Origin of the sequence: Vibrio sp. 661, from assembly GCF_033339315.1 — a bacterium.
Taxonomy (GTDB): domain Bacteria; phylum Pseudomonadota; class Gammaproteobacteria; order Enterobacterales; family Vibrionaceae; genus Vibrio; species Vibrio alginolyticus.
This window is the reverse complement of record NZ_JAWOUJ010000002.1, coordinates 808,176-830,430: the sequence shown is the minus strand read 5'-3', so window position 1 is coordinate 830,430 and position 22,255 is coordinate 808,176. Positions and strand designations below refer to the sequence as shown.

Below are 22,255 nucleotides of genomic sequence, written 5' to 3'. Positions count from 1 at the left end.
AAAACTCTCTACTAACGCACATGTGAGCCAATAAATCATGGAAGATAAACAAGAACGCTACGCGATTTCAGAAAAAACTTATCAAGAGTTTATTGATCACAGTCGAGTATTAGCACTTGAGGAGAGAGGCATTGTGCAGTGCGGCATTGCCACTTGTCGTGACTTCTTCTCTGTTTATCGTAAAAACCAAAAGAAACACATGCTGCTCTATACGGTGCGTGGTAAAGGGTGGCTAGAGAGTGGGACTTATCGATACGATTTGGAACCGGGCTCGTTGATTACAGTACCCGCAGGTGTTGAAAACGGTTTTGGTATAGAAGAAGAACCTTGGCAGATCGCGTGGCTTTTTCTTGCTCCTGATAGAGAGTGGCCGATATTAGAATGTGATGTTCGCTATCAGCTTTCATCTACACCTGAAGTGATGTATGCATGTATCCAAACACTACTACGCAGCATTCACCTTCCAATCGATTATGGTGGTGCGGTAGGTGAGCATAGTGTGGCTCAGTTAGAGCTGATGTTAAACATGCCGCCCTCAGAGTCGATATCACGCAGCCAATTGAGGCTTCGGCGTGTATTTGACCTTGTCCAACGTCAGCTCCATAAGGATTGGAGCGTTGAGCAGGTGGCGGCTCTATATCCATGTTCGGAGCCTCATTTGCATCGACTGACTCAAAAGCAGTTTGGTCGAAGCCCAATGGCACATTTAACGCGTATGCGCATGGAATATGCTGCTAGGTTACTTCGTTCAACAGAATGGCCAATTCAGCATATTGGAGAAATAGTCGGATATCCGACCAGCGCTAACTTTAGTACACGTTTTAAAGCGTGGTCGACCATGACACCAAGAGAGTTTAGAAAAAACGGTAGAGTGGATTGGTACGACGAGGAGTGAATCGTTCTTTTTCTGAACGATAGAGCGCACAAAACTCACCGCAATCCAGAATTTTGTTCTCTAATTGATGAAATAAGTGAAAAATCATTTCGTCATTTTTTGCGATGGTGTTAACGTGAGGTTCGGTACTTGAATTTCAAAGGGTTATGACTTTCATGTTTTCTAATCTCCCAACTCCCGTATTAGATCCTATTTTATCTCTATCCGTTGCATACCGTAACGATGAACGTCCAAACAAGGTTGACCTTGGCATTGGCGTATACAAAAACAGCGCAGGCGAAACGCCGATTATGAAAGCCATTCAAATGGCGCAGGATGTCGTTGTTGAAACTCAAAAAACCAAGTCTTATGTTGGTCTTGCGGGTTGCGAAGAATTTAATAAAAGCATGATCGATTTGCTGCTGACGGGAACGTCTGCAATGGATCGTGTTGCAGCTATTCAAACGCCAGGTGCAAGTGGTGCGCTGCGTATGCTCGGTGATCTAATGAAGATCGCACAGCCAGATACGACGGTTTGGATTTCCAACCCAAGCTACGTAAACCACAAGCCAGTGATGGAAGCAGCAGGCCTTAAAGTTAAGTTCTACCACTATTTCTCTTCTGAAACGAAACAAGTAGACACCGCAAAAATGATGGATGATCTTGCGAAAGCTGGGCCTTCAGATGTGGTACTTCTTCATGGTTGTTGCCACAATCCAACTGGTGCGGATATTGACTTCTCTGCTTGGCAAGCCATTACAGAATTGTCGCAGAAGAACGGTTTCATCCCATTTGTGGACATTGCTTACCAAGGCTTCGGTGATGGCCTAGAAGAAGACGCAAAAGGTCTTCGTTTTATGGCAGATAACGTTGAAGAGATGTTGATTACTACTTCATGTTCGAAGAACTTTGGTCTGTACCGTGAACGAACTGGTGCAGCGATTGTGGTTGGTAAGAACATGCATGATGTAACCAATGCAAAAGGTAAACTCCTCACTCTAGCTCGCTCTACTTACACGATGCCACCCGACCATGGTGCAGCTTTAGTTAAGACCATTCTGCAAGATGACAATCTCACTTCCGTTTGGAAGCAAGAATTGAGTGAAATGCAACATCGTTTGGTTAGCCTTCGTCAAAGTTTGTGTAACGAGTTGAGAAACAACCATAATACAGATCAATTTGATTTCATTGAGGGTCACAAAGGCATGTTTACTGTGCTAGGCTTTAGTGGAAACCAAATGGCGCAACTGCGTGAAGATTATGGCATTTATGGTGTTGGCGATGGTCGAATTAACATTGCCGGACTTACCGAAACTCATATTCCATACGTAGCGGACGCAATTAAGAAAGTATCTCAAGCTTAATTGGAGTGTGGATGAAAAACTGGAAACTGATTCTGCCGCTTATGATGAGCGGCAGTTTAATTGCTTGTACGTCAACTCAAACGACGCAGGAACCTGTTGAGCCAGAGTCGCCAAAGGTCGAAGAGCCCGTTAAAGTCGAGCCAGAAGTGAAACCTGATGTAGATCCAAAGCCAGAGGTGGAGCCCAAACCAGAAGCGAAACCTGAGAAAAAGCCGGAACCAAAGCCTAAGAAGCCAGTCAAGGTCACAAAAACACCCGATGGCATGTTAATTCTTGGTTCTGAAGAATGGGTTTATGTTCCTGAAATTGACCAGACTTTCAAGGCTAGAGTCGATACAGGTGCGACAACATCATCAATTAGTGCGACTGACATTGTTCCGTTTGAGCGTGATGGTAAAGACTGGGTTAAATTTAAGATAGATTTAGGTGACAAAGACACCAAAGAATTTAAAGTACCCGTTGAGCGCTGGGCTAAAGTTAAGCAGTCTTCGTCAGAAGAGGTGGATAAACGAGCGGTGGTAAAAGCCTACATTACCGTTGGGGATCACAAAGAAAAGACAGAGTTTACGTTAGCGGATCGCGGACATATGACGTTTCCAATTTTGCTTGGTCGAAGCTTTTTTAGAGATATTGCCGTTGTGGATGTATCGAAAAAATATGTGCAAGATAAACCTAAAAAAACCGCTAAAAACTGATGTATTAAAGCTAGTTTCTGCTACAAGCTAATAATTCTTGATTAGCAAAAAATGGCCTCCAAAATCGGAGGCTATTTTTATTGAATCATATGCTTGCTTGTGATGCCTGGTAGTCATATCCACTAAAATGCAAAACGAGCAGACATTACAATTTGCTGGCCATAGACACCATTATTTTTGAAATCTGCACCAAGCGATAGTTGTTGAGTTGAGTGGAATCGTGCGCCCAGATTGTAAATGGTGTTCGAATCGTCATTATCTATGATTTGGCCGATACGGCCATGTAGCTCAACATTTTGCATAAACCAAATACGAGTGCCAATATTCACTTCCGTGCGCCACTCGTCACCCACTTTATCACTGCCGTTCTCTTTAATGTTGTGTACCAACATTTGGCCATAAATATCTGCAAATTGGCCTGCTGGCCCATTAAAGCCTATACCACCAGCAATGTCCCAGTCTCCGCTAAACTCACTGTCTGCGCGAGCAATGAAATGGGTATTCTCTGTAAAGTAGGTATTGAACTCGCCACCAAATGTACCAGGGCTAGTGCCCATGCGAAATTCCATCGTGTTGTAGTTGAAATTATTTGCATGTGCGGAAAGTGGCAAAATAGCACACAAACCAAAGGCTGCAACCTTTAGAGCTTTACCTAGCATGGTGTCTCCGGGCAAGATGATTAAAATGAACAAAAAAATGGTCTGCAAAAAGCAGACCAAGATTGATAAAGCTATCATTTTAAGTGCTTGCCGTCACTATTTAGCTGTAATCGTCACTACATCATGTTGATATGCACAGCAATCGGGGTTTGTTTTACATGACTACGAGTTGTTCGACTTCAATCTCTGGTTTGTTCCCGCCTTCAAATTCGCCAAACAGACGGACTTTAGTCGTGTGATCAATCGGAGTATTTAGCTGAATATCGTCATCGAGTTCGACCATCACTTCACCGGAACCATCGCTAAAGACAAACTTATCCGCGCGAACTTGACGCAATAAGTTACCTTCAACGACCACATCTTTTTCAGTAAACATATTGGAGTCGTTTAGCAAGGCATCCAATTTTTCCACAGTGACAGGACCGTTAAACTGCAAGTTTGATTGGTTTTGAGCGTTATCTTTCGCGAACGCGATAGAAGGAGCAATAGCTAAGGCGGCGATTGTTGCGATAATTGTATTCTTTTTCATGTTACATCCTCATCGGTTTGTTTTGATGGGGTCATTAAAACAGGGCTTGTTTGAACCAATGATGATTTCAACATTCATATTCTATTCATTTGCTTGAGTAAGTGGGGACGATGACGTTATGATTGTTCATCTTCCTCTATTCCTTACGAATGTTCATGAAATCAGCGATCCCATCTTTAATGGTTCAAGGCACCACTTCGGATGCCGGAAAAAGTGTCCTTGTGGCAGGTTTATGCCGTGTATTAGCAAGAAAAGGGATAAATGTTGCCCCATTTAAGCCACAAAACATGGCACTAAATAGTGCGGTAACCAAAGATGGCGGTGAAATAGGTCGAGCACAGGCCGTTCAGGCACAGGCGTGTAATATTGAGCCAACCGTACATATGAATCCGGTTTTAATTAAACCTAACAGTGATACAGGTGCTCAGATCATTTTGCAGGGTAAGGCGATTTCCAATATGGATGCGGCTGGCTTTCATGATTACAAGAAAGTGGCGATGGACACGGTGTTAGATTCCTTCTCTCGTCTGACTCAAGAATTTGATTCGATTATTATCGAGGGCGCGGGGAGTCCTGCTGAAATCAATTTACGAGAAGGCGATATTGCAAACATGGGTTTTGCTGAGGCCGCTGATGTACCAGTGATCATTGTTGCTGATATTGATCGTGGTGGAGTGTTTGCACATTTGTACGGAACACTTGCGTTACTTTCTGAATCTGAACAAGCGCGAGTAAAAGGATTTGTTATCAACCGTTTTCGAGGTGATATTCGTTTATTGCAATCGGGCCTCGATTGGCTAGAAGAAAAAACAGGTAAACCTGTACTTGGTGTACTTCCTTTTCTTCATGGTTTGAATTTAGAAGCAGAAGACGCGATCACTGCGCAGCAAGAGTTGCACTCTGAGGTAAAACTGAATGTTGTTGTGCCTGTTTTAACCCGGATTAGTAATCATACTGATTTTGATGTGCTGCGATTGAATCCAGACATCAATCTACGTTATGTAGGTAAAGGCGAAAAAATAGATAAAGCCGACCTGGTTATTTTGCCTGGGACCAAATCAGTGAGAGACGATCTGGATTATCTAAGAAGCCAGGGGTGGGATAAAGATATCTTGCGTCATATTCGTCTTGGTGGAAAAGTGATTGGTATCTGTGGTGGCTACCAGATGCTTGGAAACTTGATTGATGATCCAAACGGCGTCGAAGGCCAACCAGGTCAAAGCGAAGGACTTGGCTTGCTTGATATCACTACGACGCTAACTAACAGCAAACAGCTTACAAACACACAAGCACAGCTTTCTCTTAACGGCAAAACAGCCAATGTAAAGGGTTATGAAATCCACGTAGGGCGAAGTGAAGTACGGGGCCTGCAACCTTTTACATTCAGTTCCGGTGAAGCGGAGGGGGCGATCAGCGAGTGTGGCCAAATCATGGGAACCTACCTTCACGGGTTCTTTGACGAGGCAGATGTCTTGAGCCTGGTATCAGAATGGGTAAACGGCACCCAAATCAAACAACAAGACTTTGAAGAGTTAAAGGAGCAAGGCATTAATCGCATCGCAGATGCGATAGAACAACATATACGCCTTGATTTTTTGTTTAAATAGCCCATTAACTGATTGAACTTTATATTTAAATAACCTGTTCTTTCGCTTGCCTTGTATTGGAGTATCTCTATGAAAGCATGGAAACAGTATGCTTGCCTTGCGGCAGTATTAAGCATTTCATTTTCAGCAAACGCAGCAACGAACCTAAAAGTGTATGCAGCCTCTTCTATGACGAATGCGATTAACGAAATCGCGCAAAACTTTGAAGAAAAGTATGACGTTTCTATCACTCCCGTTTATGGTGGTTCTTCTTCTATCGCTCGACAAATTATCAATGGCGCACCAGCGGATGTATTCATTTCTGCGAACACGAAATGGATGGATTATTTGGTCGATAAAGACGTCATTTATCGTGACAATGTCACAAATCTAGTGCGCAATAGCTTAGTGTTGATTGCTCCTCAGTCTTCAGAATTAACCTCATTTAACTTTTCTGATGCAAAGGCATGGGAGAAGGCATTGCATGGAAATCGTCTTGCTTTAGGCAATCCGACGTCAGTACCTGCTGGTATGTACGCGAAAGAGTCATTGACTACACTGGGTGTATGGAAAGCGGTTCAAACTCACGTCGCACCAGCAAAGAATGTGCGCTTAGCTTTGGCGTTGGTTGAACGTGGAGAAGCGCCTTTAGGTGTGGTCTACAAAACCGATGCTCAGTTAACTGATAAAGTCAAAATTCTCGGCGAATTTGCGAGTGATACGCATGCGGCTATTGTTTACCCGGCTGCAATTGTGAATGATTCTACTGAGTCGGAGCAGTTCTTCCAGTACCTAAAATCGGACGAAGCCGCACGCGTTTTTGCTCAATATGGCTTTCAGCAATAAACCGGCCTTCAATTATAGGAACGAAGCGTGACAGAACTGGAATACCAAGCCTTAATGTTAAGCCTCAAAGTAGGCGCGTACGCAGTACTTTGGCTGATTCCTCTCGGCGTTTTTCTTGCTTGGCTACTTTCTCGAAAAACGTTCTTTGGTAAATCGATTCTCGATAGCTTAATTCATTTACCACTGGTATTGCCGCCAGTGGTAATCGGCTATTTGTTGTTGATTTCTTTAGGACGACAAGGGTTCCTTGGAAAGTGGCTCTATGAAAACTTAGGGGTAGTCTTTAGCTTTAATTGGAAAGGGGCAGTAGTCGCTTGTCTTGTCGTGGCTTTGCCTTTGATGGTTCGTTCAGTACGCCTAAGCTTAGATAGCGTCGACCCTAAATTGGAGCACGCAGCCTCTACGTTAGGCGCTTCTCCTTTAAAAGTGTTTCTCACCGTCACGTTACCACTGACCATTCCCGGAATTATTACGGGCACGATGCTGTCATTTGCTCGTAGTCTTGGCGAATTCGGGGCGACGATCAGTTTCGTCTCTAACATTCCGGGTGAGACCCAAACGATTCCGCTGGCAATGTACAACTTTATTGAAACGCCAGGTGCAGAAATGCAGGCGGCTCGTCTGTGTATCATTTCTATCGCGTTAGCCTTGTCTACATTAATGATCTCTGAATGGCTAAATCGTAAAGCGGCAAGCAGATTGGGTGCGAAGCAATGACGATTAAAGTCCAATTTAAACAAATGCTTGGTGAGACTGACTTCGACATCAAACTTAAGTTACCTTGTAACGGAATTAGTGCCTTGTTTGGACGATCTGGTGCAGGTAAAACGACGTTGATTAACATCATCAGCGGATTGGTCACTCCAAGGCAAGGGTATGTTGCGGTTGGTGAGCATGTTTTGTTTGACAGTGAACAGGGAATCAACCTACCAACGCACAAGCGTGGTATTGGTTATGTGTTTCAGGATTCACGTTTGTTTCCTCACTATTCGGTTCAAGGCAATTTGTTATATGGCGTTAAAGAAAAAGATGACGAGTATTTTGATGCAGTCACCGAACTCTTGTCTATCAAACCGTTACTAAAGCGCTTTCCGGTATCACTTTCTGGTGGTGAAAAGCAACGTGTTGCGATTGCGCGCGCATTGCTATCTAAACCCAATTTGCTTTTGATGGATGAGCCACTTGCCTCACTCGATATGCCAAGAAAGCGTGAGGTAATGCCTTTTCTTGAGGAGTTGTCGGAGAAGGTAAATATTCCTATTATCTATGTCACACACAGTCTCCAGGAAATTTTAAGGCTTGCTCAGCACCTTGCAATTATTGACCAAGGTAAAATTTCGAGTTCAGGTAAGCTTGAGGAAGTGTGGGCTTCTCATGCTATGCGCCCATGGCAATCTTTCTCAGAGCAAAGCAGCTTATTTGAAGGCCGGATTGCTGAACATCATGAACGTTATGCACTGACTTGTATCAGCCTTGCACCTAATGTATTCCTGTGGGTGCAAAAGATTGACGGAACACCAGACACGCCAATACGCTTGCAAGTGCGTGCCAACGACGTTTCTATCACGCTCGAGCAACCCAAGGCGACGTCGATTCGAAATATTTTGCCTGCTATTGTCGATTCCATTGAGGCGTTTAACGCAGCCGATGACAAGCAGAGTATTAATGTATCACTCAAGCTAGACGAGAAATGTTATTTGTGGGCAACGATCACACCGTGGGCCCTTGATGATCTCAACCTAAAAGTTGGTAGCCGTGTTTTTGCACAAATTAAAGGTGTCAGTGTGACACAAAAAGATATGGCACTAGCGCCTCATTAACCGTTTAGACTGATTTACGCTTCATGATCAAAAAAGGCCGCAAAGTGCGGCCTTTGTTACTAGAAGAATGTCGGAATTACTTCGCGAATACTTCTTTGAATTCACGCTTAAGAAGTGGGTCACGACGTGCTTTCTTAAGTTGCTTAACCATGTCTTTCACACAGTTGTGAAGCACATTATCAAGTAGTTGAGCACGGTATTCTTCTTTATCTTCATCTGTCATGTTTTCTGGCAGATTAAGAGTCGGAAACTCTTCCATCACATTAATACCAGCGAATGCTTGGCCTACAGAAACTAGAGCATGAAACTGTTCAAAGTTGTCTAGAATGTTCTGTGCACTTGCTGGCATTTCGTCCCATGATTCACGTACCGCTTCTTCAGACACTTCATGGATAGAGGTAACCATTTCGAACATTTGCTCTGGAACTTCGTCAAATTCGATAACTTTACGTAGCTCTGGAGAAATGCTGGCTAGATCGATTTTTTTGCTTTCGCTGTTAGTTGCTTCTGACATGGTGTGTCTCTCATTACAAAAAGGCGGGAATATTAATACCAAATGCATCAAATAGCTATACCCATTAATCCACAAGATGACCAAAGTGAATGAGTTTGTTGAACTTCTGCTCACAGGCCATGATTAGATAGGGTAACGTCCAGTCTAACTGCTTTATGCAATGGATTCCGTGATATTCAAACAAAAATATAGCACTTAATTATGAGTCGAATGCAACAACTCTATGAGTATGGTATATGTTTAATAAAGACATAATTAAAAATGGAACGCGTTATGCAACCGACAGGGACATCGATGCGAATCCTTCTGGTTGACGATGTTCAGCTAGACAGGATGCAGTTGGCTATTCGTCTAAAGCAACTTGGACATATTGTAAAAGCCGTAGGTAGTGGACTAGAGGCGTTAAATACCTACGAGAGTTTTGATCCGGAACTGGTGTTACTCGATATATCAATGCCAGATATGAACGGTTTTGAAGTCTCTCTTCATATAAGAGAAACGTTTCCGGATTGGATCCCTATTATTTTCTTGAGTAGTCACGAAGAGCCAGAAATGATTGCTAAAGCCATAGACGCGGGCGGTGATGACTATTTAATTAAGCCGGTAGATAAACTGGTACTGAACTCTAAACTTATCGCAATGCAGCGTATTGCTCATATGAGACGAGAGCTTAAGCAAGCGACAGCTCAATTGGAGCAAGTTAATCAACTTTTGACTCAGCAAGCGAATGAAGATGGCCTAACCAAACTCTATAACCGCCGTTATATCGACCATAAGTTGGAATCGATGGTTGCATGGCATGGCCGTCACAATATGCCAATGGCTTTGATTCTATTGGACGTCGATTTTTTTAAACCGTTTAATGATAATTACGGTCATATTGAAGGCGACCGTTGCTTGCAAGCGATTGCGAATCAACTAAAGGCGACGTTTTGTCGCTCTGGGGAATATGTAGGTCGATATGGTGGAGAAGAGTTTGTTGTGTTGCTAGGGTGTACCGACACTCAAACAGCAGAAAGAGAAGCCGAGCGTATACAAGAGGCTATGTATTTTCTCGATTACCCACATGAGTATTCTAGTGTGTCAAATAGAGTGACAGTGTCACAGGGTGTTTTTGTTTTTCAACCAACAGGGAAAGAAGTGCAATCAGACTTGTATGCAACCGTTGATAAAGCACTATATACATCAAAATCTTTGGGAAGAAACACACATACTGTAGTTAATTCTTTTTAAAACAAAGTCTTATGAATGCCACTTTTTTGTTGCGTTGTCACGTTTTGGTAATTCTTTTAAAGTTAACTCAAAGTAAGATAGGCAAACAGTGCGAACGGAATGTCGCAATCGGGCGTATACCTTATACCTTTGATTAGATAGATAACATCGGGATAGTGGCAACGATGAGTGCAGTTATTATGCTGATGGGGAAGTTCGGTTTTGTTTTAAACCCAGACAAGCTTGTTAACTTTCACGATTGGTGAGGGTCTAACGAAGCTTTATGCAGTTACGTCCGGCCTTTTTCGCTTTGTAAAGTGCTTCGTCCGCTGATTTAATAACGTCCAGAGGAGCTTGCCCATTCCGGCTATCAGCAACTCCGAAACTTGCGGTAACAAAAACCGACTTTCTTTTCGAACTGTTGCTACCACGACGTTTTTGTCCTTGTTTATGGTTCTCAGGGCGAGATTCTTCATCGCGTAATATCATCTCGTATTCTGCAATCGATTTGCGAGCTTCTTCCAAAAAGTTCTTACATTCGTCAGCGTATTTGCCTTTAAAAACGATGGTAAATTCTTCTCCGCCAAATCGATAAACTTTTGCGCCGCCTGGGGTTTTAGTGAGGCGCGAAGCGACCATTTTTAGAACGTCATCACCAGTATCGTGACCGTAGGTGTCGTTAAACTTTTTAAAATGGTCAACATCAAGCATTGCGATCGTGAACTTCTTACCCATGTGTTTTAGATCGAGATCAAGTGCACGTCTGCTTGGAATCAGCGTTAGGCTATCGGTGAAAGCCAGTTGATGGCTAGCGGAAGCGGCATAAATAATGATAAGCAGCCCTGTTAGCGTAAACATGGTGCTTGATATGTACTGCACATCAAAGAAAATGAACGTCGCAGACGCCAATACCATGGCAGAGTAGGTCATCGCATGAATAATTTCATTCTTCTTTAAAACAAGGATTCCAAGAAAACAGACAATACCCACGCAATATAAAACAAGAATTAAAGGCAGTTTAGAGACCGTAGGTACAATAAATAAAATACCGCTTGTCCATTGTTCAAACCCTCCTTCAACGTAATATGCTAGCGTTAGATAAGACCAAAGAACGAACATTGCTAACATCAAGATGTAAGTCAACATGGCTCTAGAGTCAAAACCTTCTTTACTAAACAAAAATACCGTAAGAAACGAGACAGGAAGTAACGTGGTTAAAATGGTTAGCTCAAGTAAAGCGGTACCACTTTGAAGCGGGACTTGTAGGCGGTGCTGTATCACAAAATAGGCTAGCAACATTGCCAAGCACACCATGAACTCTCTGCCTTGCTTAAATGAATAACAAAGGAGTAGCGCACAACCTAATAGTATGTACGGCAAGTTTGCGGCAATGCCCCAGTTTGCCTGAGTCATCTGAATAATGCTGTCCATGCCCGAACTCACTATGCCCAGTAGCAAAAAAGGGAATAAGAATCTGAAGCCTGATGAAGTCATTGACGATGAGGACATCTATTACAAACTGCCTGAAAATAGTTGACTATATAATTGGTTAGGTAAATCGTTTTATCAATATGGATATTTATCCGTTATTGAATTTCGAACTTTGAGAACTAGCAAGAATACGTCTATTTGTTCCTTTTCCCAAGTATTTTGGAAGACATTACGGCAAAAAGAGAGAGATTGATTAAATTAAGAGCAATCAATAAGTTGTTATAAACAAGTCGTTGCTATACTCATTTCATAGGAAAAAGGAGATTTACAGATGCAGATAAGCTCAGATGTGCACAATTACATGGAAACATTAGTAGGCCAGGTTCTCAGTTTGCCCGAATTTTTAGAACAGTATGACAACGAACAGTTAGCCGATATTGCTTGCCTTGCGCTTATCCAGCTCAAGCCTGTCTATATCCGTCATGATATTGATTTTTTGTCTTCACTTCCTGAACAAAAATTAAGCCAGTTTAAGCAAAGCGCGGATATAGCGGTGAAAAACGCCGCAGAAATGGTGAAAGAAGACAGGCGTAAGAACCGAGAGTATGATGTGCCTGTAATTTTTTCCCATACTAGTTATGATGATGACAAAGAGTTGGATTGGTATGAAAAACCGATCCTTAACGTTAATATCAAGTAAGAGTCGCTCAGTTGACTAGTGAGTTGACCCAAGGAGGAATCGTGGGATTTTTTTCGCGTTTGTTTGGTGGTAGTGAGAAAACCGCTGAAGCTAAAACTATCGAGCCAGTTGAGTATAAAGGTTTCTTTATTTACCCAGAGAGCCTTTCAGAGGGCGGACAATATCGCATCGCTGGTCGAATAGAAAAGCATGACAATGATGAAGTGAAAACACATCGGTTTATTCGCTCCGATTTACTTGGCTCAGAGCAAGATGCCAATGACCTTATGTTGAAGAAATCTCAAATGTTTATTGATCAAATGGGCGATAAAATCTTCGACTAGCAATTTACTGCAATTTGATTCCAGTCATCTTAAAAAGAGCCATTAGTGTATATGCTAGTGGTTCTTTCTTTTTAACGCTTAAATCTCTATTAAGTCAGTATTTAATCGTTACCTGGTTAGACCTCAGTCTAGTACGGTGTTGCGTTGTTATTTTTCGAGCACAGAGCGACAATCATTCATTACTTAGCGTTATATGTAATGAAATTTAGTATTTAAATTACAAAACACTTGAAGTAATGAGACGCGTTCGATACAAACAGAATAATAACAGGGCTGTTAGTCAAGGTGTTATTGTGCAAATGGGTGTCCCCAAACATCATCTTTCGTTTGCAATTGTCTTGCGTGGTAAACAGATAGAAATAAAAAAGAATTAGAGTAGAGCGACGCTCTGTTTTGGGACTAATTTATTGATATGTATACAAGGAGTATGCGTTTTGCAAATCGGTGTACCTAAAGAGATACTCGCGGGTGAATCGCGAGTGGCTGCATCGCCGAAGTCGGTTGAGCAGTTAATAAAATTGGGATTCGATGTCGCGATTGAATCCCAAGCGGGGGTGCTAGCGAGTTTCGATGATGCCGCTTATGAAGCAGCTGGTGCGAAAATCGTTTCTAGTGAAGAAGTTTGGGCATCTGGCCTTATTTTAAAAGTTAATGCGCCAATTGTGGATGATGAGCAAGGCATTGACGAAATTGCGTTACTGCAAGATGGATCAACACTGGTTAGCTTTATTTGGCCGGCTCAAAATGCTGAGTTGATGGAACAACTTTCAAGTAAGAACATTAACGTTCTTGCCATGGATTCCGTTCCTCGTATCTCACGTGCACAAGCCTTAGACGCGCTATCTTCGATGGCTAATATCGCTGGTTATCGTGCAGTGGTTGAGGCAGCTCATGAGTTTGGTCGTTTCTTTACAGGTCAAATTACGGCTGCCGGTAAAGTACCTCCAGCGAAAGTATTGGTTGCGGGTGCTGGCGTCGCTGGCTTGGCGGCTATCGGTGCTGCAGGTAGCTTAGGTGCCATTGTCCGTGCGTTTGACGTCCGCCCAGAAGTAAAAGAGCAAGTTGAATCGATGGGCGCTGAGTTCCTGACCGTTGACTTTCAAGAAGAGTCAGGCTCTGGGGATGGCTACGCAAAAGAAATGTCTGATGACTTCAACAAAAAAGCGGCAGAATTATACGCAGAGCAAGCTAAAGATGTTGATATCATTATTACGACCGCGCTCATCCCTGGTAAACCTGCGCCGAAGTTGATCACCAAAGAAATGGTCGACAGCATGAAAGCGGGCAGTGTAATTGTTGACTTGGCAGCCGCTAATGGCGGTAACTGTGAATATACAGTGAAAGACCAAGTTATCATGACGGATAACGGGGTAAAAATTGTTGGTTACACTGACATGGTTGGTCGTTTGCCTACACAATCTTCTCAGCTTTACGCGACAAACCTTGTTAACCTTCTAAAACTGCTGTGTAAAGAGAAAGATGGCAACATCAATATTGATTTTGAAGATGTTGTTATCCGTGGCGTTACCGTGGTGAAAGAAGGTGAAGTTACTTGGCCAGCGCCACCAATTCAGGTTTCAGCTCAGCTGCAAGTGAAACAAGAACAGCCTGCGAAGCCAGAGCCTAAAGTAGAAGAACCTACGTCTCCAACGAAGAAAATTATTGGTGTGGCAGCGGCTGTTGGAGCCTTTGCATGGGTTGCATCGGTTGCTCCGGCAGCGTTTCTTTCTCACTTTACTGTATTTGTTCTAGCGTGTGTTGTCGGATACTACGTAGTATGGAATGTTACCCATGCACTTCATACTCCACTAATGTCAGTAACGAATGCTATCTCTGGCATTATTGTCGTTGGTGCATTACTGCAAATTGGACAAGGTAATGGCGTCGTTTCATTCCTATCTTTTATTGCCGTATTGATCGCGAGTATCAATATCTTCGGTGGTTTCACCGTCACCAAGCGTATGCTTGAAATGTTCCGCAAAGATAAATAGGAGTCACAATGTCTGCAGGATTAGTACAAGCAGCTTACATTGTTGCTGCATTATTTTTCATCATGAGTTTGGCGGGACTTTCAAAGCAAGAGTCTGCTCGTAATGGTAACTACTACGGTATCGCTGGTATGACGATCGCGCTGATAGCGACGATCTTTAGCCCAGATGCGCAAGGTTTTGGTTGGATCATTATCGCGATGGCGATAGGTGGTGCGATCGGTATTTTCTATGCGAAGAAAGTAGAAATGACCGAGATGCCAGAACTGGTTGCGATTCTACACAGCTTTGTAGGTTTAGCTGCGGTTTTAGTTGGCTACAACAGTTACCTAGATGCGCCAGAAGCAGCAACACATGCTGAGCATGTTATCCACCTTGTAGAAGTATTCTTGGGTGTGTTCATCGGTGCCGTAACTTTCACCGGTTCAATTGTCGCATTTGGTAAGCTGCGTGGTGTGATTTCTTCGTCGCCACTTAACCTGCCTCATAAGCACAAAATGAACCTCGCAGCGGTTGTTATTTCTACGCTTCTTATGATCTACTTCGTAAAAGCAGATGGCAGCATGTTCGCTCTTATTGTGATGACTTTGATCGCGTTCGCATTCGGCTACCATTTAGTCGCTTCAATCGGTGGTGCTGATATGCCAGTTGTTGTCTCTATGTTGAACTCATACTCAGGTTGGGCAGCAGCGGCAGCAGGTTTCATGCTCGCAAATGATCTATTGATTGTAACAGGTGCTTTGGTAGGTTCATCAGGTGCGATTCTTTCTTACATCATGTGTAAAGCAATGAACCGTTCGTTTATCAGTGTTATTGCCGGTGGTTTTGGTCAAGAGATAGTGATTTCAGGTGACGAAGAGCAGGGCGAATATCGTGAAACAACGGCTGAAGAAGTTGCAGAGATGTTGAAGAACTCAAAATCAGTAATCATCACTCCAGGATATGGCATGGCAGTAGCTCAGGCACAATACCCTGTTCATGAAATTACTGATGTACTTCGTTCACAAGGTATTGAAGTTCGCTTTGGGATTCACCCAGTAGCGGGTCGTCTACCGGGGCATATGAATGTGTTACTCGCTGAAGCAAAAGTACCGTATGATATCGTTCTTGAAATGGATGAAATCAATGATGACTTTGCAGAAACCGATACCGTATTGGTTATCGGTGCTAACGATACGGTCAACCCAGCCGCACTGGAAGATCCGAACAGCCCAATCGCTGGTATGCCCGTATTGGAGGTATGGAACGCGAAAAACGTAGTGGTATTCAAGCGCTCAATGAACACTGGTTACGCAGGAGTACAGAACCCACTGTTCTTCAAAGAAAATACATCAATGCTATTTGGTGATGCGAAAGAAAGTGTTGAGTCTATTTTTAAAGCACTTTAACCATTCTTGATTTAAAACTATACAGGGTCAGCAATCGCTGGCCCTTTTTTGTTCCGTTTCAATGTTATAGTAATGCAAATCCTTCTGTTAGCAGATGTCAATTGCTTGTAGATTGATGTATAGTTTTGGCTAATGTAACAAGTGACGGTAACAGTTTGATTAAAAAGTTTTTGCTCGGTTTTGCAACTGTATTGCCGCTTTTTTCGGCACCTGCATTTTCCGATTCACTACCAGAAAGAATAGATACGTTTACAGAGCTATTTAACTATGAAGTAGCTCTTAAGTCGTACGATATTCGTATTCTGCAATCAAATTATCCTACCAAGTTACTTGCGCCAGATTCGCTTCTGCCGCAAACGTCTGACTATCCGTTAAAAGATATCCAACAGCTTTACAGCTTGGCGAATACTTGTCGTGGCAAATTACCATTAAGTCCTTTAATTACTGAGCCTTTAGTATTTACAAGAGCGATTTGTAAAGGGACGCAGCTGACACCTCGTTGGTTCTCGCGTAGTGGTCTCATTCACCCTGGTGGTGGGACGTACGCGGCACGTTATGTGGATAAGTATCCAGAACTCAAACCCAAACTATCTCAGTACATGCATATAAAAGAGCGTGATAACGAGGAAGGGGATGAGTTGCTAGAAAGCTTGAAAAACATGGATGACGACGCCATTAATGCTTTGATTGCAGGCGCGAGCATGTTTATTGAAGGTAACGAACTTTGGCTAAGACGTGGTGACCGTTACTTTGTTTTCGAGAAAGATATCTGGCAAGAGAACGTAGCGAATGCGGGTCTGTCATACGCTCTAGCCTCTCAAAGCAAAAGTTGCTTTGTTAAACGAGGCAATATTTGTTGGGATGTAGAAGATCACTCGCAAGTTTTGCGGATCAGTATGATCATACTGGTAATCGCCAATATTCTTTTGGTGATTGGTTGGGCGGTGTACCGTTGGAATAGCAAGCGAGAAGAACTACGTAGTAGAATGCTCGTGTTGCAAATTTTAACGCATGAGCTCAGAACACCGATTGCATCTCTGTCACTAACGGTTGAAGGCTTTCGTCGAGAGTTCGAGCATTTGCCTGAAAGTGTGTATGACGAATTCCGCAGATTGTGTGAAGATACGCGCCGCCTGCGTCAATTGGCAGAAGCAAGTAAAGATTATTTGCAATCTGATAACCAAATGCTTGCAACAGACTGGGTACCATCCGTTGCAGATTGGTTAGAATTTAAGATCGAAGAAGAATTTGATAGTGCCGTGCTTTTTAACATCAATGAAGATGTGGCTGCTAAAGTTAATGTGTACTGGTTAGGAACTTGTATCGATAACTTGCTTCGTAATGCGCTTAAGTACGGTGTCGCACCGGTTGAATTGGATGTCTCAACTAGTGAAGAAAAAATAGTATTCCAAGTCCGAGATGCAGGAGGCCTAACGGCTAAAGATTGGGCAAATTTGAAGAAACCGTTCGTAAGTAAGAGCGGGTTAGGACTTGGATTAACAATCGTTGAATCTATGGTAGGCCGCATGGGCGGAAAAATGTCCTTAATGGGACCACCTACAACTTTTATATTGGAGATACCTTGTGAAACAGACACTGCTTCTCGTTGAGGACGATAAAAACTTGGCTGACGGCCTGTTAGTAAGCCTGGAACAAGCAGGATATGAGTGTTTACATGTGGAGCGTATTGCAGACGTAGAGCCACAATGGAAAAAAGCTGACTTGGTAATTCTCGATCGCCAACTCCCAGATGGTGACTCTGTACAATGTCTCCCAGAATGGAAACAGATTAAAGACGTACCAGTTATCTTGTTAACGGCACTTGTTACCGTAAAAGATAAAGTTGCAGGCCTTGATTCCGGCGCGAACGACTACTTAACAAAGCCTTTTGCTGAGGCGGAGCTTTTTGCGAGAATCCGTGCACAGCTACGAGCACCGGATTCAGCAGAACAAAGCAACGCTGATAAAGTGATTACAAAAGACTTAGAGATTGACCGCTCGACTCGTGAAGTGACTTATAAAGACGAGCTAATTACGCTTACTCGAACAGAGTTTGATTTGCTGCTATTTTTGGCGTCAAACTTAGGTCGCGTGTTTACTCGTGATGAGCTACTTGACCACGTTTGGGGTTACAATCACTTCCCGACAACACGTACGGTTGATACACATGTACTACAGCTTCGTCAAAAACTGCCAGGACTGGAAATTGAAACACTTCGTGGTGTTGGCTACAAGATGAAAGCATAAGTCGTAATGAAAATACTACTCCCTGTAGTTCTCTCATTAGCGTTAGTGAAACCAGTCCATGCAATGGACTGGTTTCAAACTAACACGCCTTTAACACAGGCACATCAACACTTACTTGAAGATGATCTTGCGGGTATGTTCAACTCTCTTGTTGAACTCTGGCAAACGGAACCAAGTAAAGATTTGACTCCTCACCTTAATGATCTTCTTGGTCAGTCACTATCTAAAAACTGTGGCAAGGCTCTCACTGGTGTAACGCTGCCTGATTGGATAAGTGGTGTGAACGTTATTCGTCAGACTATTCAAAGCCCTGGGCGAGATACATTTAGATTGGTGATCAAGCTAAGAGCTACAACTGACATCGAAAATATTTCATTTAATCGATGGGTGGATGATTCTATATCCGCGGACAGTTCATTCAGCTATGAACAACAGCCGAGCGGGACAGAACTTGCCAACGAGCGTAGCTACTCGAAACGCTATAACTTAACAGGTAAACTTGAAGCTGGTTTATATCACTTAACCGTTGTTTCTACTGATAAACAAGAGTATCGAACTTGGGTAATACTTGGAGATTCAAACTCTTCTCAATATGTTCGTTGGACATCTAAAGAGAATTGGAAAGTAGAAAAGAGCGCACTTCGTAATCCCCATTGTCCATTACCGCAACTTGAAGTCGGTTTGTATGACTACATTGATGGCCAGTACGAGCAAATGTGGAAAAAGACTTACGAGTCTAACTATCCAAATTCATTGGAGCTAGCGGGTGTCCCAAACGATAGATACGTATTGGCGGTAAGTATCAATAGTCGCCGTTGGCAGGGCGATATAATTGTTGAGCAGGCTCAAACTATTAGCCGAACCTATGATCTTTCCCAGGAAGAATAGTTAAAGAAATACTACTTGTGCCGATAAAGGTTCAGGACGAACTAAAATCACAAGTGTAGTATGAAAAACAAATATAAAATTCTTGCCACTTCTGTTGCTACTATTCTTTTCGCTAATGCTGCTTCTGCTGCTACTTATGCGATAGAGGCTCGTAGTGATGCAATGGGTGGCGTTGGTACCGTATCAGCAACTTATCTAACTGCGCCTTTTTTCAACCCTGCTCTTACTGCGATTTATCGCCGAAATGACGATGCAGGCATGATCGTGCCAAGTTTTGGTGGCAGCTACGATGATCAATATGATCTAGTTGATGAGATCGAACGCATCAGCAAATTGACAGACGTCGATGAAATCAAAAAATCGATGGATGCTATCGATGGGAAAAAGACAGACTTTGATCTTGGTGGTGTCGTTGCCATTGGTATTCCCAACAAATTCTTATCTGCAACTGCATACGGTAAGCTATACACTGAATCATTCGTACAACCAAATGTTGATACCTCAGGTACTAATCCATTAGATGATAGCTATGTACAAGGTGTTTCTATTGGCGTGGCTGAAGCTGGTATTTCACTTGCTAAATACACTAATTTCATGAACCAACACCTTTCTTTTGGTGTTACTCCTAAACTTCAGCGTATATACACATACTCATACGCCACGAGTTTTCAGAATTTTGATACTAAAGACTTACGTGAAAATGAGACCGCGGAAACGATGTTTAACTTAGACGCCGGCGCACTTTGGTTCTTTGGCCCATATCGTCTCGGTATTTCAGCGAAAAATTTGATCGGAAGAGACGTTAAAACAAAATCATTCCAATATGGCAGCGATACGATAAAATCATACGAATATAGCATGCGTCCTGTATACACCGTTGGGGCAGGGATTGTTGCCGATTACTTTACGATGAGTGTTGACTACGATCTTAACGAAGAAAAACGTTTTTCATCCTTTGATGATAATACGCAAATGATTCGAGCTGGTATTGAATTTGATATTTTGCGTCAAATGGCATTACGGGCAGGGTATATGAAGAACTTAGCTAGAAGTAATGACGAAGGAACCATTACTGCTGGTATCGGGTTGTCTCCACTTAAGTTGTTCGAATTGGATATCGCAGCTCAGTACACAAACGAGAACGCTATGGGTGCATCCATTAATTTCCTTGCTACCTATTGATTGAATCGTTATAGTCAGCTCCTCAAAATGAGGAGCTTTTTATGTTTGACGATTTACCCCCTCTATCTCACCAAGAGCAACAACAAGCTGTAGAGAGAATTCAAGAATTGATGGCGAAGGGCACAAGTACTGCAGAAGCTATCAAAATTGTTGCCGAACGGATTCGATCTGAGTACGCAGAAAAACAACAGCAACAAAACTAATCAATTCATGGACAGGGCATACGCCCTGTTTTTTTTGCCTTTCTATTTTCTATTCCTTTACATTCCCAAACACCACCCTGGTTACGCTGTAACTCAAATTTACTATACCTATATGATTTTAATCTTGTTCAATTGCCTTTAAGACTAAATAGCGAGTTAGTAAAATTTTACCCAATTGTGTTAACCTTAGTTTGCGTAGCACAGGCAATTAGGCATTTCTTAATGAACTCATAAATTAAACTCCATATTATCAATTATTTACCTCGGACTTTTAATCTGTCAACTATATTGGTCTTGATTGATCTTGTAATTTAATTACAAAGCGCGAAAGGACTTCGTTCTCAGGCAGAGGATTATGCTGAAAAAATAAAAAAGATACACCGTAACTTATAGCGGTAATTAAACTAGAGTTATTAAATAAGCGATATAAGAACAGTAAGCACTCGCAGACATATGTGATAGATGAATCGAAGTTCATCTTATTGAGCTGCTTTTTTTAGCCGAAATACGTCTCCTGGATTTGAGCGGAGCGTTACATGTTGAGCATGCTTAATCTAAAGTAGTTTTACTAAACTAGGCGACGTTGAAGTGGGTAATATGAAACCTCAAGAGTAGTAGAAATCAAGAGCAGTAACGCGTGTTACAACGTAATGTTTCCTGGCATCCTTCCTGTTAAATAGTCCGTCCGATAATTAGAGAAGAAATTGGAAAAACATCGTTGATCTTTGGATGAGAGGAAGCAACAAGGTTGCAATGAAAACTATTTGCCTGTTTTACACTAAACTCCTTTAACTATCATGTAGCAGTAGTTTTGATGTTGTGTTCGCTCTATGTGGACTAGACTTAATATGAGAACAAAAACTAACCAAGGGAGGAATGATGGGTTACAAGCACGTTTTGGTTGCTGTCGACTTATCTAAATCTAGCCAAGCCGTTATCGAAAAAGCAATAATGCAAGCAGATAACTCAAGCAGCAAACTCTCATTTGTTTACGTAGATGTTGATCGGATAGTCATGGAAGCGAAGGAAGAGCAAGAATTGGAAAGAAGGCTGCAAGAGCTCGCTGATAAATGCTTATACCCAGTAAACGAGACCATGGTAGTAATCGGCGATCTTCATATAAAACTATCGGGAATCGTCAAAAAAGAGGGGATAGATTTAGTTGTCTGTGGCCATCATCACAACTTATTGAGTCGCTTTTTTTCATCGATACCAAAGGTTGTGAACGAGGTTGAAGCTGATTTATTAATCGTCTATTTAGATGAGTGATCGACAACTCTTGTTCGCACTCATCATTTTTTTGTCACTAAAAAGCCGAACATAAACGTTCGGCTTGGTATATCGGTGAGAATAAAAGTTTTTAGCCAGGAATGATTGATGCCTCATGAGATAAAACAGATGCAGACTCCGCGTTTGACTGCAGATCAAAATGTACGTTAACTTGCACGCCTTCTCGCTCAAAAGTGACATCATCAAAATCGGTCATAGCGATTTTGAATCCATTTCTAGCAAAAAAGCCAGTCACCATAGTTCGCTGCTTAATTTCTAATGCAGACGCGAGTAGCTTATCCATGGCATTCTCCTTGGTTATTGTGGGGATATGGGTAGAAGATACACATAGATTGGTATGAAATCAATTTTATATAAAGTTGCTTTTGATGAAAATTTTAATGTAAGTCAATCTATCGTTTACCCCACGTGATTTATTCCACGCAAAACCTTGATAACAAGACGGCAGAGCATCTCACATTGTGATAGCAAGCATAAAGATGGGGGTGTTAATAAATACCGCCGAAACAATATGTT

Annotated in this window: 23 protein-coding genes; 18 read left to right on the top strand and 5 right to left on the bottom strand. The window is 42.4% G+C overall.

The window, feature by feature from the left end; genetic code table 11:
- Positions 1 to 37 precede the first annotated feature (37 nt).
- The 3 genes from R7P69_RS07810 (at position 38) to R7P69_RS07800 (ending at position 2,933) form a co-directional block, all read left to right on the top strand.
- A complete protein-coding gene (locus tag R7P69_RS07810; protein ID WP_005388028.1) occupies positions 38 to 895 on the top strand; it encodes an AraC family transcriptional regulator in 858 nt (285 codons plus the stop codon).
- Between the two features lie 155 nt (positions 896 to 1,050).
- Positions 1,051 to 2,238: an aromatic amino acid transaminase gene (locus tag R7P69_RS07805; protein ID WP_017634625.1), complete on the top strand. Its 1,188-nt coding sequence runs from the start codon at positions 1,051 to 1,053 to the stop codon at positions 2,236 to 2,238.
- An 11-nt stretch (positions 2,239 to 2,249) separates the two neighbouring features.
- The gene (locus tag R7P69_RS07800) at positions 2,250 to 2,933 is read left to right on the top strand and encodes an ATP-dependent zinc protease (protein ID WP_005388032.1); all 684 of its coding nucleotides are present in this window, start codon (positions 2,250 to 2,252) and stop codon (positions 2,931 to 2,933) included.
- Positions 2,934 to 3,055: 122 nt separating this feature from the next.
- On the opposite strand, the gene R7P69_RS07795 is transcribed toward R7P69_RS07800, so the two are convergent.
- Positions 3,056 to 3,592 (bottom strand): hypothetical protein, encoded by a 537-nt coding sequence (locus R7P69_RS07795; protein WP_017634623.1) that lies wholly within the window; start codon positions 3,590 to 3,592, stop codon positions 3,056 to 3,058.
- Between the two features lie 154 nt (positions 3,593 to 3,746).
- Entirely contained in the window at positions 3,747 to 4,121 is a 375-nt protein-coding gene (locus R7P69_RS07790) for a YgiW/YdeI family stress tolerance OB fold protein (protein WP_005376220.1), read from the bottom strand.
- Positions 4,122 to 4,276: 155 nt separating this feature from the next.
- Between R7P69_RS07790 and R7P69_RS07785 the strand changes: the two genes are divergently transcribed.
- The 4 genes from R7P69_RS07785 (at position 4,277) to modC (ending at position 8,373) form a co-directional block, all read left to right on the top strand.
- Positions 4,277 to 5,728 carry a cobyric acid synthase gene (locus R7P69_RS07785; RefSeq protein WP_238952654.1) on the top strand — a complete coding sequence of 484 codons (1,452 nt, stop codon included), beginning with the start codon at positions 4,277 to 4,279 and terminating at the stop codon, positions 5,726 to 5,728.
- A gap of 69 nt (positions 5,729 to 5,797) precedes the next feature.
- Positions 5,798 to 6,553 (top strand): molybdate ABC transporter substrate-binding protein, encoded by a 756-nt coding sequence (gene modA, locus R7P69_RS07780; protein ID WP_213877347.1) that lies wholly within the window; start codon positions 5,798 to 5,800, stop codon positions 6,551 to 6,553.
- Between the two features lie 27 nt (positions 6,554 to 6,580).
- The gene (gene modB, locus R7P69_RS07775; RefSeq protein WP_017634621.1) at positions 6,581 to 7,270 is read left to right on the top strand and encodes a molybdate ABC transporter permease subunit; all 690 of its coding nucleotides are present in this window, start codon (positions 6,581 to 6,583) and stop codon (positions 7,268 to 7,270) included.
- Positions 7,267 to 8,373 (top strand): molybdenum ABC transporter ATP-binding protein ModC, encoded by a 1,107-nt coding sequence (gene modC, locus R7P69_RS07770; protein WP_238952655.1) that lies wholly within the window; start codon positions 7,267 to 7,269, stop codon positions 8,371 to 8,373. The genes modB and modC overlap by 4 nt, the downstream gene beginning before the upstream one ends.
- A 76-nt stretch (positions 8,374 to 8,449) precedes the next feature.
- Here the strand turns inward: modC and R7P69_RS07765 are convergent, their stop codons facing one another.
- Complete coding sequence (locus R7P69_RS07765; protein WP_005376232.1) at positions 8,450 to 8,887, bottom strand: DUF3069 domain-containing protein; 438 nt, start codon at positions 8,885 to 8,887, stop codon at positions 8,450 to 8,452.
- A gap of 273 nt (positions 8,888 to 9,160) precedes the next feature.
- Here R7P69_RS07765 and R7P69_RS07760 point away from each other — a divergent pair, with 273 nt between their 5' ends.
- Positions 9,161 to 10,120, top strand: coding sequence for a diguanylate cyclase (locus tag R7P69_RS07760; RefSeq protein WP_017634619.1), 960 nt, complete (start codon positions 9,161 to 9,163; stop codon positions 10,118 to 10,120).
- A gap of 249 nt (positions 10,121 to 10,369) precedes the next feature.
- On the opposite strand, the gene R7P69_RS07755 is transcribed toward R7P69_RS07760, so the two are convergent.
- On the bottom strand, positions 10,370 to 11,608 hold the full coding sequence (locus R7P69_RS07755) for a GGDEF domain-containing protein (RefSeq protein ID WP_238952656.1): 1,239 nt from the start codon (positions 11,606 to 11,608) through the stop codon (positions 10,370 to 10,372).
- 253 nt (positions 11,609 to 11,861) lie between these two features.
- Here R7P69_RS07755 and R7P69_RS07750 point away from each other — a divergent pair, with 253 nt between their 5' ends.
- From R7P69_RS07750 to R7P69_RS07705, 10 genes are all read left to right on the top strand, one after another.
- Positions 11,862 to 12,230 carry a late competence development ComFB family protein gene (locus R7P69_RS07750; RefSeq protein ID WP_005376241.1) on the top strand — a complete coding sequence of 123 codons (369 nt, stop codon included), beginning with the start codon at positions 11,862 to 11,864 and terminating at the stop codon, positions 12,228 to 12,230.
- A gap of 41 nt (positions 12,231 to 12,271) precedes the next feature.
- A complete protein-coding gene (locus R7P69_RS07745) occupies positions 12,272 to 12,553 on the top strand; it encodes an HlyU family transcriptional regulator (RefSeq protein WP_017634616.1) in 282 nt (93 codons plus the stop codon).
- 434 nt (positions 12,554 to 12,987) lie between these two features.
- Positions 12,988 to 14,544 (top strand): Re/Si-specific NAD(P)(+) transhydrogenase subunit alpha, encoded by a 1,557-nt coding sequence (locus R7P69_RS07740; protein WP_017820160.1) that lies wholly within the window; start codon positions 12,988 to 12,990, stop codon positions 14,542 to 14,544.
- 8 nt (positions 14,545 to 14,552) lie between these two features.
- Positions 14,553 to 15,929, top strand: coding sequence for a Re/Si-specific NAD(P)(+) transhydrogenase subunit beta (gene pntB / locus R7P69_RS07735; RefSeq protein WP_005376248.1), 1,377 nt, complete (start codon positions 14,553 to 14,555; stop codon positions 15,927 to 15,929).
- 155 nt (positions 15,930 to 16,084) lie between these two features.
- A complete protein-coding gene (vxrA, locus tag R7P69_RS07730; RefSeq protein ID WP_025767766.1) occupies positions 16,085 to 17,539 on the top strand; it encodes a sensor histidine kinase VxrA in 1,455 nt (484 codons plus the stop codon).
- On the top strand, positions 17,514 to 18,176 hold the full coding sequence (gene vxrB, locus R7P69_RS07725) for a response regulator transcription factor VxrB (protein WP_005376251.1): 663 nt from the start codon (positions 17,514 to 17,516) through the stop codon (positions 18,174 to 18,176). The genes vxrA and vxrB overlap by 26 nt, the downstream gene beginning before the upstream one ends.
- A 6-nt stretch (positions 18,177 to 18,182) precedes the next feature.
- Entirely contained in the window at positions 18,183 to 19,064 is an 882-nt protein-coding gene (locus R7P69_RS07720; protein WP_017820158.1) for a DUF2861 family protein, read from the top strand.
- Between the two features lie 60 nt (positions 19,065 to 19,124).
- Positions 19,125 to 20,246 (top strand): conjugal transfer protein TraF, encoded by a 1,122-nt coding sequence (locus tag R7P69_RS07715; protein WP_005388052.1) that lies wholly within the window; start codon positions 19,125 to 19,127, stop codon positions 20,244 to 20,246.
- Between the two features lie 41 nt (positions 20,247 to 20,287).
- Entirely contained in the window at positions 20,288 to 20,449 is a 162-nt protein-coding gene (locus tag R7P69_RS07710) for a YoaH family protein (protein WP_005376257.1), read from the top strand.
- A gap of 879 nt (positions 20,450 to 21,328) precedes the next feature.
- The gene (locus tag R7P69_RS07705; RefSeq protein ID WP_053349900.1) at positions 21,329 to 21,718 is read left to right on the top strand and encodes a universal stress protein; all 390 of its coding nucleotides are present in this window, start codon (positions 21,329 to 21,331) and stop codon (positions 21,716 to 21,718) included.
- Between the two features lie 91 nt (positions 21,719 to 21,809).
- On the opposite strand, the gene R7P69_RS07700 is transcribed toward R7P69_RS07705, so the two are convergent.
- Positions 21,810 to 22,022: a hypothetical protein gene (locus R7P69_RS07700; protein ID WP_005376260.1), complete on the bottom strand. Its 213-nt coding sequence runs from the start codon at positions 22,020 to 22,022 to the stop codon at positions 21,810 to 21,812.
- Positions 22,023 to 22,255: the final 233 nt, after the last annotated feature.

Bases quoted from the DNA above. Each gene is read 5' to 3' on its own strand.
- R7P69_RS07810 (WP_005388028.1), top strand. From the start codon at position 38: ATGGAAGATAAACAAGAACGCTACGCGATTTCAGAAAAAACTTATCAA.
- R7P69_RS07805 (WP_017634625.1), top strand. From the start codon at position 1,051: ATGTTTTCTAATCTCCCAACTCCCGTATTAGATCCTATTTTATCTCTA.
- R7P69_RS07800 (WP_005388032.1), top strand. From the start codon at position 2,250: ATGAAAAACTGGAAACTGATTCTGCCGCTTATGATGAGCGGCAGTTTA.
- R7P69_RS07795 (WP_017634623.1), bottom strand. From the start codon at position 3,592: ATGCTAGGTAAAGCTCTAAAGGTTGCAGCCTTTGGTTTGTGTGCTATT.
- R7P69_RS07790 (WP_005376220.1), bottom strand. From the start codon at position 4,121: ATGAAAAAGAATACAATTATCGCAACAATCGCCGCCTTAGCTATTGCT.
- R7P69_RS07785 (WP_238952654.1), top strand. From the start codon at position 4,277: ATGAAATCAGCGATCCCATCTTTAATGGTTCAAGGCACCACTTCGGAT.
- modA (WP_213877347.1), top strand. From the start codon at position 5,798: ATGAAAGCATGGAAACAGTATGCTTGCCTTGCGGCAGTATTAAGCATT.
- modC (WP_238952655.1), top strand. From the start codon at position 7,267: ATGACGATTAAAGTCCAATTTAAACAAATGCTTGGTGAGACTGACTTC.
- R7P69_RS07765 (WP_005376232.1), bottom strand. From the start codon at position 8,887: ATGTCAGAAGCAACTAACAGCGAAAGCAAAAAAATCGATCTAGCCAGC.
- R7P69_RS07760 (WP_017634619.1), top strand. From the start codon at position 9,161: ATGCAACCGACAGGGACATCGATGCGAATCCTTCTGGTTGACGATGTT.
- R7P69_RS07755 (WP_238952656.1), bottom strand. From the start codon at position 11,608: ATGTCCTCATCGTCAATGACTTCATCAGGCTTCAGATTCTTATTCCCT.
- R7P69_RS07750 (WP_005376241.1), top strand. From the start codon at position 11,862: ATGCAGATAAGCTCAGATGTGCACAATTACATGGAAACATTAGTAGGC.
- pntB (WP_005376248.1), top strand. From the start codon at position 14,553: ATGTCTGCAGGATTAGTACAAGCAGCTTACATTGTTGCTGCATTATTT.
- R7P69_RS07720 (WP_017820158.1), top strand. From the start codon at position 18,183: ATGAAAATACTACTCCCTGTAGTTCTCTCATTAGCGTTAGTGAAACCA.
- R7P69_RS07715 (WP_005388052.1), top strand. From the start codon at position 19,125: ATGAAAAACAAATATAAAATTCTTGCCACTTCTGTTGCTACTATTCTT.
- R7P69_RS07710 (WP_005376257.1), top strand. From the start codon at position 20,288: ATGTTTGACGATTTACCCCCTCTATCTCACCAAGAGCAACAACAAGCT.
- R7P69_RS07705 (WP_053349900.1), top strand. From the start codon at position 21,329: ATGGGTTACAAGCACGTTTTGGTTGCTGTCGACTTATCTAAATCTAGC.
- R7P69_RS07700 (WP_005376260.1), bottom strand. From the start codon at position 22,022: ATGGATAAGCTACTCGCGTCTGCATTAGAAATTAAGCAGCGAACTATG.